Below are 12,933 nucleotides of genomic sequence, written 5' to 3' on the forward strand. Positions count from 1 at the left end.
AGGACCAGCGAGCTTAGCCGCTGGTATACCGATCTGGCAATGGCGTTCTTCGATGTCGGTGTCCCTTCGTAGGTTGAGGGGACCAACCGAATCAGAGGAGCCCATCATGACTGCACAGATCCGTACACCTGAGGGCTCCGAATGCGGGAACGGCAAGACCACCGTCGCCGACGCACCCGCCTCGACCGTCGAGACCGCCGCGAACCTCCCGGCCGAATCCGCCGCTGCGCCGGCCGAGCCGACCTACGAGCGCGTCGACCTCGACCGCTACGTCGTGCTGCACGACGGCCCCGTGGGCTACGTCGAATCGGTGCCGCCGCTGTTCGTCTGCTACTTCGGGCACCCGTACCCGCAGGCCGAGGAGATCGCGCAGGTGCACGACTTCCACCAGGCCATCGACACGGTCATCGGCCGTGTCGAGTCGGCTCGGCACTCTAAGCTCTCCGCATGACCCGCGAGATCTGGCCCGGAACCCCGTACCCCCTGGGTGCCACCTACGACGGACAGGGCACCAACTTCGCCCTCTTCAGCGAGTGCGCCGAGCGCGTCGAGCTGTGCCTGTTCGACGCCGACGGCAACGAGGAACGCGTCGAGCTGACCGAAGTCGACGCCTTCGTGTGGCACGGATACCTGCCCACGGTGCAGCCGGGGCAGCTCTACGGCTACCGCGTGCACGGCGACTACGACCCCACCGAGGGGCAGCGGTTCAACCCGAACAAGCTGCTGCTCGACCCCTACGCCAAGGCCGTGTCCGGCGACATCGACTGGGGGCAGCCGCTGTTCGGCTACGACTTCGGCGACCCCGACTCCCGCAACGACGACGACTCGGCGGCCGCGATGGCCAAGGGCGTCGTGATCAACCCGTTCTTCGAGTGGGGCGGCGACCGTCCGCTCAAGACGCCGTACGCGCAGACCGTCATCTACGAGGCGCACGTCAAAGGCCTCACCGTGCAGCACCCCGAGGTGCCCGAAGAGATGCGCGGCACCTACGCCGGCATCGCGCACCCCGCGATCATCGAGCACCTGCAGCGCATCGGCGTCACCGCGATCGAGCTGATGCCGGTGCACCAGTTCGTCAACGACTCGGTGCTGCAGGACAAGGGCCTGTCGAACTACTGGGGTTACAACACCCTCGCGTTCTTCGCCCCGCACAACGACTACGCCGCGAACGGCGACCAGGGCCAGCAGGTGCAGGAGTTCAAGGCCATGGTGCGCGCCCTGCACGAGGCGGGCATCGAGGTCATCCTCGACGTGGTCTACAACCACACCGCCGAGGGCAACCACATGGGCCCGATGCTCTCGATGCGCGGCATCGACAACCAGGCGTACTACCGCCTGGAGGAAGACAAGCGCTACTACACCGACTACACGGGCACCGGTAACAGCCTCAACGCCGGCAGCCCGCACGCGCTGCAGCTGATCATGGACTCGCTGCGCTACTGGGTGACCGAGATGCATGTCGACGGGTTCCGCTTCGACCTCGCCTCGACCCTGGCCCGCGAGTTCTACGACGTCGACCGCCTGGCGGCCTTCTTCGAGCTCGTGCAGCAGGACCCGATCGTGTCGCAGGTGAAGCTCATCGCCGAGCCGTGGGACGTCGGACCCGGCGGGTACCAGGTCGGCAACTTCCCGCCGCAGTGGACCGAGTGGAACGGCAAGTACCGCGACACCGTGCGCGACTTCTGGCGCGGCGAGCCGCAGGCGCTCGGAGAGTTCGCGTCGCGCCTGACGGGCTCGGCCGACCTGTACGAGCACTCCGGTCGACGCCCCGTGGCCTCGATCAACTTCGTCACGGCGCACGACGGCTTCACCCTCCGTGACCTCGTCTCGTACAACGAGAAGCACAACGACGCGAACGGCGAAGACAACAACGACGGCGAATCCCACAACCGCTCCGACAACAACGGCGCCGAGGGCCCGACCGACGACGCCGAGGTCAACCGGCGCCGCGCACGTCAGCAGCGCAACTTCCTCGCGACGCTGCTGCTCTCGCAGGGCGTGCCGATGATCGCCCACGGCGACGAGTTGGGGCGCACGCAGGGCGGCAACAACAACGGGTACGCGCAGGACAACGAGATCACCTGGGTCGATTGGGAGTCGGCCGACCTGCCTCTCGTGGAGTTTACGGCGACGGTGGCGCGACTGCGCCACGAGCATCCGACGTTCCGTCGCAGCCGGTTCTTCGACGGTCGCCCGGTGCGCGACGAAGACGGCGGGCGCGCGCCCGACGTCGTGTGGCTGCGCCCCGACGGTCGTCGCATGAAGCCGGAGGACTGGGATTCCGGGTTCGGTCTGTCGGTCGGCATGTTCCTCAACGGGTATGGCATCCGCGAGAAGGACGTGCGGGGCCGGGCGGTCACCGACGTCAACTTCCTCGTGTACTTCAACAGCGGGGATGCTCCGGTGGAGCTCGTGCTGCCCGATCGTCGTCTCGGCGCCGGGTGGGAGATCGTCGTCGACACCACGGGCGAACTTCGCCACGACGAGCCGGTCGCGCCGAAGGCGACACTGCCGCTCGACGCCCGCTCGATGCTCGTGCTGCGGGAGAGCGCTGAGGCCGAGCCCGAGCCCGACTACTCGGTCGAGGCATCGCTGCGCGTGCAGTCCGAGCAGGCGGAGCAGGCCGAGCAGGCGAGCCAGGCCAGCCAGGCCGAGCAGGCGAACCAGGCCGAGCAGCAGGCGGACGAGAACGACACGGCGGATGCCTCCGCCACGACGCACGAGGAGAACGCATGACCCGCAGGCCGCTGTCGACCTACCGCCTGCAGATCACCTCGCGCTTCCCGCTGGATGCCGCCGCCGAGGTCACCGACTACCTGTCGGCCCTCGGGGCGTCGTGGGCGTACCTGTCGCCGATCCTGGCCGCGACCCCCGGGTCGGACCACGGCTACGACGTGGTCGACCACTCGCGCATCGACCCGAGCCGCGGAGGGGCAGAAGGGCTGGACCGCTTCGCCGCCGCCGCGCGGGCGAAGGATCTGGGCATCCTCATCGACATCGTTCCGAACCATGTCGGCGTCGCCGTGCCTCGCGAGAACCCGTGGTGGTGGGACGTGCTGCGTCTCGGTCGCTCGTCGCGCTATGCGCTGGCGTTCGACATCGACTGGCGCCGCGGCGATGACCGGGTGCGTCTCGCGATCCTCGGGGCGCAGCCCGACGAGGTGATCGCCTCGGGCGACCTTGTGGTCGACACGGCCGCTCAGCCGGATGCCCCCGACGGGACCCTCTCGTACTTCGAGCACGTGCTGCCGCTCGCTCCGGGGTCGGGTCGTCTCGCCGACGATCTGCCGGCCCTCCTGGCGGCCCAGAACTACGAGTTGCGGTTCTGGGAGGATCAGAACACCGATCTGAACTACCGCCGGTTCTTCGCGGTCTCCGAGCTCGCCGGCCTCCGAGTCGAGCTTCCCGACGTGTTCGCCGAGTCGCACCGGGAGATCCTCCGTTGGATCACCGACGGTCTCGCCGACGGGCTGCGCGTCGACCACCCCGACGGGCTGTCCGAGCCCGGTGCGTACCTCGAGCAGCTCGCCGACGCCACCGGCGGGGCGTACACCCTGGTCGAGAAGATCCTCGAGCCGGGGGAGGCGCTGCCCGACTGGTGGCGCACCGACGGCACCACGGGGTACGACGCGCTCGGCGAGATCGATCGCGTGCTGATCGACGCCGAGGGGGTCGCCGCGCTCGATGCGCTCGATGCCCGACTGCGTGCCGAGACCGGTCAGCCCGAGGCCGTCGATTGGCACGAGCTGACGCGCGAGACGAAGCGCATGATCGCCGAGACCATCCTGCAGTCCGAGGTGCGGCGTCTCGTCCACGCGCTGCCGTTCGGCGTGGTCGATGCCCGATATGCGCTGGCCGAGATCGTCGCCGCGTTCCCCGTCTACCGGTCCTACCTGCCGGCGGGCCGCGAGCACCTCGACCTCGCCCTCGCCGAGGCCGCCCGTCAGCGTCCCGACCTCGCGCCGTCGATCGCCGAGCTCGGCGAACTGCTCGCCGACCCGTCGAATGAGATCGCCGAGCGCTTCCAGCAGCTCAGCGGAGCGGTGATGGCCAAGGGCGTCGAAGACACCGCCTTCTACCGGCACACCCGCCTGGGCACGCTCACGGAGGTCGGTGGAGACCCGTCGATCCCGGCGCTGACGGTCGCCGAGTTCCACGCCGCGCAGCAGAGCCGGCTGGCCGCCTGGCCGCACTCGATGACCACGTTGTCGACGCACGACACGAAGCGGTCGGAAGACGTGCGCGCCCGGCTGTCGGTGCTCGCCGAGATGCCGGAGCGCTGGGCGGAGGTGCTCGACGAGCTGCGCGCGATCGCGACGACCGGTCACGGTCCGCTCGACGCCATGCTCTGGCAGGCCGCCGTGGGGGCTTGGCCGATCCCGTCGGATCGCCTGCTCGCCTACGCCGAGAAGGCGGCGCGCGAGGCGGCCGACGGCACCGGCTGGCAGCACCCGGACGAGGAGTTCGAGAAGGGGCTCTCCGCCATCGCCGAGGCGGCGAACGGCGCTGCCCGCGCAACGATCGAGGCCTTCGTCGACGAGATCATCGGCTTCGGTCGCTCCAACTCGCTCGCCGCCAAGCTGCTGCAGCTGACCGGCCCCGGCGTGCCCGACGTGTACCAGGGCAGCGAGCGGTGGGACCTCTCGCTCGTCGACCCCGACAACCGCCGTCCCGTCGACTTCGCCGAGAACGCGGCGCTGCTGCGCCAGCTCGACGACGACGTGACGCGCGGTCGGCTGCCCGCGATCGACGACTCGGGGCTCGCCAAGATGCTCGTCACCTCGCGTGCGCTCCGACTGCGGCGCGACAACCCCGAGCTGTTCGGCGTGTACCGCCCGGCCGCGGTGGAGGGTGAGGCGTCGATGCATGCCGTCGCCGTCGACCGTGGAGGCGTGACCGCCGTCGCCACACGCCTGCCCGTAGCGCTGGAGCGCCGCGGGGGATGGGGTGACACCCTGCTCATGCGCCCCGATGTGCCGGCCACCGATGTGCTGACCGGGCGTCGGATCGAGCCGGGTCCGGTGCGGCTGGCCGACCTGCTCGACACCTATCCTGTGGCACTGCTCGTGGAGGCACGATGATCGAGGTATGGGCACCGCGCGCACAGCGCATGCGGCTGCGGACGATGACGGATGCCGGCGCCCCCGCTGGAGACGCCGAGATGACCGCCGCGGCCGACGGCTGGTGGCGGGCCGACGTCGAGCTCGCCGATGGCGAGCGCTACGGCTTCGTGCTGGGGGACGGCGAGGAGGTGCGCCCCGATCCGCGATCGCGGCGCCAGCCCGACGGCGTGCACGCCCCTTCGGCCGCGTTCGACGCCACGGCTCACGCGTGGACCGACGACGCATGGACGGGGCGGCAGCTCGCGGGCGGCGTGATCTACGAACTGCACGTGGGCACCTTCACCCCCGAGGGCACGTTCGATGCGCTGATCGACCGTCTCGACCATCTCGTCGAGCTGGGTGTGACGCACGTCGAGCTGCTTCCCGTCAACGACTTCAACGGCACGTGGAACTGGGGCTACGACGGGGTGCTGTGGTACGCCGTGCACGAGCAGTACGGCGGGCCGGCGGGCTACCAGCGGCTGGTCGACGCGGCGCATGCGCGCGGCCTCGCGGTGATCCAGGACGTGGTCTACAACCACCTGGGACCGAGCGGCAACTACCTGCCCGAGTTCGGGGAGTACCTGCGCGACGGCGACCGCAACACTTGGGGCGACTCGGTCAACCTCGACGAGCGCGCGGTGCGCGACTACATCGTCGACAACGCCCTGATGTGGCTGCGCGACTTCCACGTCGACGGCCTGCGACTCGACGCGGTGCACGCGCTGCGCGACGAGCAGCCGCTGCACATCCTGCAGGAGATCGCCGAGCGCGTCGATGCCCTCTCGGCGCAGCAGAACCGCCCGCTGACCCTCATCGCCGAGTCCGACATGAACGATCCGACGCTCATCCTCCCGCGCGAGGCAGGCGGGTACGGGCTCACCGCGCAGTGGTCCGACGACTGGCATCACGCCGCCCACGTCGCGTTGACCGGGGAGACGGCGGGGTACTACGAGGACTTCGCGGCAGCGGATGCTCTCGCCAAGGTCACCCGTGGGGGCTTCTTCCACGACGGTACGTTCTCCTCGTTCCGCGGTCGCCCGCACGGTGCGCCGATCCCCGACACCGTTCCGGCCTGGCGGCTGGTGACGTTCGCGCAGGACCACGACCAGATCGGCAACCGGGCCGCCGGCGACCGCCTCTCGCAGTCGCTGTCGCCCGACCGGCTCGCGGTCGCCGCCGTGCTCACCCTCACCGCCCCTGGTACCCCCATGCTCTTCATGGGGGAGGAGTGGGGAGCATCCACCCCCTGGCAGTTCTTCACGTCGCACCCCGAGCCCGAGCTCGGGAAGGCGACCGCCGAGGGGCGCATCGCCGAGTTCGAGCGCATGGGATGGGATCCCGACCAGGTGCCCGACCCGCAGGATCCGGCGACGTTCGAACGCTCGCATCTCGACTGGGCCGAACTCGACCGGCCGACGCACGCGCGTCTGCACGCGCTGTACCGAGACCTGATCGCCTTGCGGAGCGCGCGCCCCGAACTCACCGAGCCCGAGATGACGCGCAACCGGGTGACTGTCGAGGTGAACGCGGCCGACACCGCGGGCGCGCCCGATCGCCGCGTGCTCCGCATCGAGCGCAGCGGGGTGTCGGTGCTCGTCAACCTCTCGGACGCCGAGGCTCGCTTCGAGGTCGGCCCCGAGGCCCGCGTGCTGTTGGCCACGACGGACTGCACGTCGGAGAGCGGCACGATCGCTCTACCGGCGGAGTCGGCCGCCATCGTCGACACCGGGACGGAGCCTCTGCCCCGCTCGTGATGAGAAGCTAGAAGGATGAGCACCACGCCCGTCTCCGCCCCGGCCCTTCCGCTGAGCGACGACGAGGTGCACCGCCTGCGGGCCGACTTCCCGATCCTGCAGACCGAGGTCAACGGGCATCCGCTGGCCTACCTCGACTCGGGCGCGACGTCGCAGCGACCGCTGGCGGTGCTCGATGCCGAACGGGAGTTCGCGACGCGGTTCAACTCGGCGGTGCACCGCGGCGCGCACACCCTCGCTGCCGAGGCGACCGAGCTGTTCGAAGATGCGCGCGCGTCGGTCGCGGGTTTCATCGGCGCCGACGACGATGAGGTCGTCTGGACGTCGAACGCGACCGAGGCGATCAACCTCGTGGCCTATTCGCTCTCGAACGCCTCGCTGGGGCGCGGAGGAGCCGCCGCCGAGCCGTTGCGACTGCGCGCGGGCGACGAGATCGTCACGACCGAGATGGAGCATCACGCGAACCTCATCCCGTGGCAGGAGCTCGCCGCACGCACGGGCGCCACGCTGCGGGTCGTCCCGCTCGACGACGACGGTGCGCTGCGGCTCGACGCGCTCGCCGAACACATCACCGAGCGGGCGCGCATCGTCGCGGTGACGCATGTCTCGAACGTGCTCGGCGTCATCAATCCCATCGAGCGGATCATCGCCCGGGCGCGCGAGGTCGGCGCGCTCGTGCTCCTCGACGCCTGCCAGTCGGCGCCGCACCTGCCGCTCGACGTGCGGGCGCTCGACGTCGACTTCGCGGTGCTCTCCGGCCACAAGATGCTCGGGCCGAGCGGTATCGGCGCCCTCTACGGCCGTCGCGAGCTGCTCGAGATCATGCCGCCCTTCCTCACCGGCGGGTCGATGATCACCACGGTCACGACGACCGAGGCCGAGTACCTGCCCCCGCCGCAGCGCTTCGAGGCGGGTACGCAGCGCGTCTCGCAGGCCATCGCCCTTGCGGCGGCGGTCGACTACCTGCAGGCCGTGGGGATGCCGCGCATCGCTGCCCACGAGGAGATGCTCGGGGCCCGCCTCCTCGCGGGGCTCCGTGGCATCGACGGCGTGCGGGTGCTCGGGGCCGACATCGCCCTGCCCCGCGTGGGGCTGGCGAGCTTCGACGTCGCGGGCATCCACTCGCACGACGTGGGCCAGTTCCTCGACGACCGCGGTATCGCGGTGCGGGTCGGGCACCACTGCGCCCAGCCGCTGCACCGCCGGCTTGGCGTCACCTCGTCGACGCGGGCCAGCACCTACCTGTACACCACCGAGTCGGAGGTGGATGCCGTGATCGACGGCGTCGCCGCGACCATCGACTTCTTCGGAGCACGCGCATGACGTCCGGCGACCTGCAGAACCTCTACCAGGAACTCATCCTCGACCACTCGCGCACGCCGCACGGCTTCGGCCTGCGCGCACCGATCCCCGCGCAGTCCCATCAGGTGAACCCCACCTGCGGCGACGAGGTGACCCTGCAAGTGCATCGCGCCGAGGACGGCACGATCGAGGCGATCGCGTGGGAGGGGCACGGGTGCGCGATCTCGCAGGCGTCGGCGTCGCTCCTCGCCGAGCTCGCCGAGGGCCTGACGGTCGACGACCTCGAGGGGCGCATCTCGGTCTTCCGTGAGGCGATGCGCTCGCGGGGGAAGATCCAGCCCGACGAGGAGCTGCTGGGCGACGCCGCCGCCCTCGGGGGAGTGTCGAAGTACGTGGCGCGGGTGAAGTGCGCGATGCTGGCCTGGGTCGCCGCGGAGGACGCGCTGCACAAGTCGGCCTGACACCGACCACCGGGAATACGAGAAGCGGGAGCGCGTTGGCCCTCTCATGACCACTCTCGGAATCATCGGTGCAGGAAACATCGGCTCTCAGGTCGCCCGCGCGGCCGTCGCCGCCGGATACGACGTCGTGATCGCGAACTCGCGAGGGCCGGAGACGCTCGCCGGGCTCGTCGACGAGCTCGGCCCGCGTGCCACGGCGGGAACGGCGGTCGAGGCGGCCGTCGCCGGCGATGCCGTCGTCGTGACGGTGCCGCTGAAGGCGATCGACCAGCTCCCCACCGAGGCGCTGGCGGGCAAGATCGTCCTCGACACCAACAACTACTACTTCGAGCGCGACGGTCACATCGACGCGCTCGACAAGGGCGAGACGACCACGTCGGAGCTTCTGCAGCAGCAGCTGCCGACGTCGCGCATCGCGAAGGCCTTCAACCACATCCCGGCCGCCGACATCACCACCGACGGCACGCCGGCGGGGACGCCGAACCGCCGGGCGATCGCGACCGCGGGGGACGACGCCGAGGCTGTGGCGTTCGCCACGAAGCTGTACGACGAGTTCGGCTTCGACGCGGTGAACGTCGGGCCGCTCAGCGAATCGTGGCGGGTCGAGCGCGACCGGCCGGCGTACGTTGTTCGGCAGAATGCCGAGGAACTCGAAGCGAACCTCGCGAAGGCGAACCGCCTGCCGTGACCCCTTCCGCCCCGCCCGAGCCGACGCTCGGGCGGGGCGTCGCGCGTCCGGCAGATCACGGTGGGATACCAAAGCTTGTAGAAACTTCGTGTCGAGTGCGACAATGCCCAGATGACGGGGGCGGGGGCTACCGGCGAACTCGAGTCGGTGCGGGTGACGCGCATACTGCGCGAGGACATCGTGCTGGGCAGACGCCCGCCGGGGTCGCGGCTCATCGAGCGCGACATCGCCGCGGAACTGCACGTCTCTCGCCTCCCGGTGCGCGAGGCCATCCGAACCCTCGTGAGCGAGGGCGTCGTCGTGGCCCGGCCGCGCAGCTGGGCCGTCGTGCGAGAGTTCACCGAGCAGGACATCCAGGAGTTCGCCGAGGTGCGCGAAGCGATCGAGACGCTGATCTTCGTGTTCGCCGCCCAGCGGCACGACGCCGAGGGTCTCGCGCGCATGCGCGCGGTTCTCGATCGTGAGGTCGCGGCCGCCCAGCGGGGTGAGACCGAGGCTGCCCGCATCGCCGCGGGCGAGTTCCACCACGTCGCATCGCAGCTGGCCGGCAACGACATGCTCGACGAACTGATCGGCGTGTTCCTCACCCGTCTGCAATGGCTGTTCGGCCAGCACGACGACCTGGTCGCGATGGCCGAGGAGCACCGGGTGATCTACGAGGCGATGGCCGCGCGCGACGTCGAGGCGCTGCGGATGCTCGTGCCGGAGCACCTGGCGAGCGGCCGCCGTGCCGCGGAGCGACGACTTCGCGCAGGGGCGCTGGGCTGAGACGGCGCGGGCCGGTGCCAGGCGGAGACCCGCGCGGGGGCGCGGGGACGACAGGGCCCGCTGAGCTGAGACGTCGCGCGCGTCGAAGACCCCGCGACATCCGGCCGGCACATCGCTATATTGAGCGCCGGGGGTGTCGGCGTTCTGGGGAGCGGTATGCGAGGCGTGGCCGTGGCGGTCGGAGGACTCCTGCTCGTAGGCGGAGCGGCGGTCGTCGTGCTCGCCGACCAGCAGCGCGTCGCGGAGATCACCCACCTGCACCAGCAGATCGACCAGGTCGACGCGCGCCTCGACGACGCGAGGGACGAGAATGTTCGCCTCGCCGAACGATTGACCACCCTGCGCACGCAGATCGCCGACGACGACGCCGCCCTCGGCGACACGACGGGCTTCCTCCCGTGATGCGCCGCGCGCTCGCCGTGGGCATCGCCGCAGCCATGCTGCTCGTCGCCGGTGTGCTCGACCGGGCCTACACCCTCGACGCGGAGCGCGCCGATGCGCAGGCGGAACTCGTCGCGCTCAGTCACGAGGCCGACGCGGCCGACGGACGCACGCTCCACCTCGAGGGATCCGTCGAGCGCGCCGAGCAGGATGCTGCCGACCGTGCAGCCGTGCTCGAGGTGCGGCCGGCGTTCATCGACGCGGTCGCGGCCTTCGATGCCTCCCTCCAGCGGGCCGAGGGAATCATCGACACGACGGCGCCGCGGGCATCCGTCGTCTCTGCCCAGGAGTCGGTGCGCGTCGAGCGCGTCGACCCGACCGTGGTCACCAACGCGACCGCGTCCGTGCAGGCGCTCACGGTGAGCGTCGACGCGCAGGTCGCGCAGCGGGACTCGGCGCAGCGGATCGACAGCGCCGGGCAGCCGGGAGTCGAGAGCGGCGGTGCGCAACGCTTCGAGCGGGTGCGGCAGGCCCTCGATCAGGTGGGCGGCTCTGGCGTCGGGTTGTACGAGTCGTCGTCGTGCGCGGGGGGAGAGGCGCCGGCCTGCGCGAACAGCGGGGGGTACATCAAGTACCGTGCCGACATCGCGTCGTGGAGCATGCCGCGGCTGCAGTGGGCGATGGCGCACGAGCTCGCCCACATCCATCAGTTCCGCGTGTGGGGAGCGCTCAACGATGCCCCGGCGTACGCGTCGCTCTTCGGCAGCGATCCCGAGTTCCTGGCGAACTGCATGGCGCTCGTGCGCGGCTACCCCGGATCGCAGGGATGCGGCCCGGAACAGCAGGCGTGGGCATCCGCGATCTGGGTCGGGGCCGTGCAGTGATCGCAGCCCGCGGGGCTACTCGCCCTCGGGGGAGACGGGCGTCGTCGTGTCGATCGCCGCGCGCAGCGGTCGCCGCATCGCCCGCCAATAGTGCACCGGTGCGAGGCGGGTGAGGGTGTCGATGAGGTGCGCCTCCCGCCCGATCATCGTGCGGGCTCGTCGTCGTTCGGTGGCGCGCACGATGAGCGCCGCCGCGTCTGCCGGGTCGGTGTGGTACATCGCGGCCTGGGCGGCCGCCGCGCGGTCGGCGACGGCCGGAGGTATGGCGGCGGCGTAGCGTCCGTGCAGGATGATGCCCGTGCGCACCCCCGCCGGGTACACCGCCCCGACCGTCACGCTCGAACCCTCGAGCTCGTGGCGCAGCGCCTCCGAGAAGCCGCGCACCGCGTACTTGCTCATCGCATAGGGGATGCGGCCGGCGGGAGCAGCGAGGGCGTAGACGCTCGCGAGATGCGTGATGTGCGCCGCGGGCGCGAGACGGAGTGCGGGGAGCAGGGCCTTCGTGATCGAGACCGTGCCCCAGAGGTTCACATCCATGAGCCAGCGCATCTCCTCGAGAGTGAGCTGGTCGATGTCGCCGAGCATCGACGACCCCGCACAGGTGATGAGCGCATGGAGGCGGGGGTGCGCGATGCGCACGTCGGATGCCGCGGCGAGCACCGCCGCATCGTCGCGCAGGTCGACGATGTGCGCGGACACGGCCGGCGCGACCGGTCGCAGCTCCTCGGCGAGGGCCGAGAGGGCGGCGGCGTCATGGTCGAGCAGCGCGAGCGGTGCTCCGCGCGACGCGAGGAGCCGTGCGACCTCGGCGCCCATTCCGTGCGCTGCGCCGGTGATCGCGGTCGTGGCGGAGGCGAGTGAGAGCGGGCGCATGCATCCTCTTCCCGGGCCGGCTCCCGCGCCGCGCCCTGTCGTGCTCTCCTCATTCTCACCGAGGTGCCGGGGGAGCGATACGGGTACCCTCGTACATGAGGAGGTTCGCGTGGGACGGACAGCGGATGCCATCGCCGAAGGTGTTGCGATCGCGACCGCTGCGGCGCGTCTCGCGGTGAAGAACCACATCCTCGTGGGCACGATCGCCGAGGGCGGCGTGTTCGACACCGCGAAGTACCTCGACGACGCACGCGAGGCGTTGCGCGCGATGGCCGAGGAGTCCGAGGCCGCCGCCGAGACCGTCACCGCGCTGCGCAAGCGCGCACGGGGGCGCCACTCCGACCCGCACGGGACGCACGACTACCGCGACCGCGACGTGCGCAACCTGCGCCGCCGGGCGAAGCAGTCGAGCGGCGTCGCGTCGCGACTGCGCGAGATGATGGAAGACCCCGAGCAGCTGCGGGTCATCGTCGAAGAGGCGCGGGCCGCGGCGTGGTCGGACGTGCGGCACAACCTCGACCGGCGCCTGCGTGTCGAAGGGATGCGGCCCGAGCAGGATCCCGACTACGAGCGCATGCGCGACGCGCGCATGCAGGCCCTTCGGCTCGTCGACCTGCAAGCCCTGTCGTCGGCGCAGCGGGCCAAGGCGAAGCGGCAGAAGAAACTCGCCGACGCCTCCGCGGAGGCGGGCTGAGGCCTCGTTTCGCTTTCACGGCG

12 protein-coding genes are annotated in these 12,933 nt (G+C 70.7%); 11 read left to right on the forward strand and 1 reads right to left on the reverse strand.

Features of this window, described 5'->3' with window-relative positions; translation table 11 throughout:
• Window positions 1-106: 106 nt before the first annotated feature.
• The 10 genes from RWS82_RS00125 (at window position 107) to RWS82_RS00170 (ending at window position 11,343) form a co-directional block, all read left to right on the forward strand.
• Entirely contained in the window at window positions 107-451 is a 345-nt protein-coding gene (locus RWS82_RS00125; protein WP_314645583.1) for a hypothetical protein, read from the forward strand.
• The gene (glgX, locus tag RWS82_RS00130; protein WP_314645586.1) at window positions 448-2,736 is read left to right on the forward strand and encodes a glycogen debranching protein GlgX; all 2,289 of its coding nucleotides are present in this window, start codon (window positions 448-450) and stop codon (window positions 2,734-2,736) included. The genes RWS82_RS00125 and glgX overlap by 4 nt, the downstream gene beginning before the upstream one ends.
• Window positions 2,733-5,081: a malto-oligosyltrehalose synthase gene (gene treY / locus RWS82_RS00135; RefSeq protein WP_314645589.1), complete on the forward strand. Its 2,349-nt coding sequence runs from the start codon at window positions 2,733-2,735 to the stop codon at window positions 5,079-5,081. The genes glgX and treY overlap by 4 nt, the downstream gene beginning before the upstream one ends.
• Window positions 5,078-6,859: a malto-oligosyltrehalose trehalohydrolase gene (treZ, locus tag RWS82_RS00140; protein WP_314645591.1), complete on the forward strand. Its 1,782-nt coding sequence runs from the start codon at window positions 5,078-5,080 to the stop codon at window positions 6,857-6,859. Before treY ends, treZ begins: the two co-directional genes overlap by 4 nt.
• A 15-nt stretch (window positions 6,860-6,874) precedes the next feature.
• Entirely contained in the window at window positions 6,875-8,182 is a 1,308-nt protein-coding gene (locus tag RWS82_RS00145) for a cysteine desulfurase (RefSeq protein WP_314645592.1), read from the forward strand.
• Window positions 8,179-8,622, forward strand: a complete 444-nt coding sequence (sufU, locus tag RWS82_RS00150; RefSeq protein ID WP_314645594.1) for a Fe-S cluster assembly sulfur transfer protein SufU — start codon at window positions 8,179-8,181, stop codon at window positions 8,620-8,622. Before RWS82_RS00145 ends, sufU begins: the two co-directional genes overlap by 4 nt.
• 46 nt (window positions 8,623-8,668) lie before the next feature.
• Window positions 8,669-9,310 (forward strand): NAD(P)-binding domain-containing protein, encoded by a 642-nt coding sequence (locus RWS82_RS00155; RefSeq protein WP_314645596.1) that lies wholly within the window; start codon window positions 8,669-8,671, stop codon window positions 9,308-9,310.
• 111 nt (window positions 9,311-9,421) lie between these two features.
• Window positions 9,422-10,078 carry a GntR family transcriptional regulator gene (locus RWS82_RS00160; protein WP_314645598.1) on the forward strand — a complete coding sequence of 219 codons (657 nt, stop codon included), beginning with the start codon at window positions 9,422-9,424 and terminating at the stop codon, window positions 10,076-10,078.
• Between the two features lie 171 nt (window positions 10,079-10,249).
• The gene (locus RWS82_RS00165; protein ID WP_314645601.1) at window positions 10,250-10,480 is read left to right on the forward strand and encodes a hypothetical protein; all 231 of its coding nucleotides are present in this window, start codon (window positions 10,250-10,252) and stop codon (window positions 10,478-10,480) included.
• Window positions 10,480-11,343: a hypothetical protein gene (locus RWS82_RS00170; RefSeq protein ID WP_314645604.1), complete on the forward strand. Its 864-nt coding sequence runs from the start codon at window positions 10,480-10,482 to the stop codon at window positions 11,341-11,343. The genes RWS82_RS00165 and RWS82_RS00170 overlap by 1 nt, the downstream gene beginning before the upstream one ends.
• Before the next feature lie 15 nt (window positions 11,344-11,358).
• Here the strand turns inward: RWS82_RS00170 and RWS82_RS00175 are convergent, their stop codons facing one another.
• On the reverse strand, window positions 11,359-12,216 hold the full coding sequence (locus RWS82_RS00175) for an SDR family oxidoreductase (protein WP_314645607.1): 858 nt from the start codon (window positions 12,214-12,216) through the stop codon (window positions 11,359-11,361).
• A gap of 109 nt (window positions 12,217-12,325) precedes the next feature.
• Here RWS82_RS00175 and RWS82_RS00180 point away from each other — a divergent pair, with 109 nt between their 5' ends.
• On the forward strand, window positions 12,326-12,910 hold the full coding sequence (locus tag RWS82_RS00180; protein ID WP_314645609.1) for an asparagine synthase: 585 nt from the start codon (window positions 12,326-12,328) through the stop codon (window positions 12,908-12,910).
• Window positions 12,911-12,933 lie beyond the last annotated feature (23 nt).

It is taken from the genome of uncultured Microbacterium sp. (assembly GCF_963528945.1).
Lineage (GTDB): Bacteria > Actinomycetota > Actinomycetes > Actinomycetales > Microbacteriaceae > Microbacterium.

Excerpts from the sequence above, each read along its gene's own strand:
- RWS82_RS00170 (WP_314645604.1), top strand. The coding sequence starts at position 10,480 with ATGCGCCGCGCGCTCGCCGTGGGCATCGCCGCAGCCATGCTGCTCGTC.
- sufU (WP_314645594.1), top strand. The coding sequence starts at position 8,179 with ATGACGTCCGGCGACCTGCAGAACCTCTACCAGGAACTCATCCTCGAC.
- treZ (WP_314645591.1), top strand. The coding sequence starts at position 5,078 with ATGATCGAGGTATGGGCACCGCGCGCACAGCGCATGCGGCTGCGGACG.
- RWS82_RS00155 (WP_314645596.1), top strand. The coding sequence starts at position 8,669 with ATGACCACTCTCGGAATCATCGGTGCAGGAAACATCGGCTCTCAGGTC.
- glgX (WP_314645586.1), top strand. The coding sequence starts at position 448 with ATGACCCGCGAGATCTGGCCCGGAACCCCGTACCCCCTGGGTGCCACC.
- RWS82_RS00160 (WP_314645598.1), top strand. The coding sequence starts at position 9,422 with ATGACGGGGGCGGGGGCTACCGGCGAACTCGAGTCGGTGCGGGTGACG.
- RWS82_RS00125 (WP_314645583.1), top strand. The coding sequence starts at position 107 with ATGACTGCACAGATCCGTACACCTGAGGGCTCCGAATGCGGGAACGGC.
- RWS82_RS00145 (WP_314645592.1), top strand. The coding sequence starts at position 6,875 with ATGAGCACCACGCCCGTCTCCGCCCCGGCCCTTCCGCTGAGCGACGAC.
- RWS82_RS00175 (WP_314645607.1), bottom strand. The coding sequence starts at position 12,216 with ATGCGCCCGCTCTCACTCGCCTCCGCCACGACCGCGATCACCGGCGCA.
- treY (WP_314645589.1), top strand. The coding sequence starts at position 2,733 with ATGACCCGCAGGCCGCTGTCGACCTACCGCCTGCAGATCACCTCGCGC.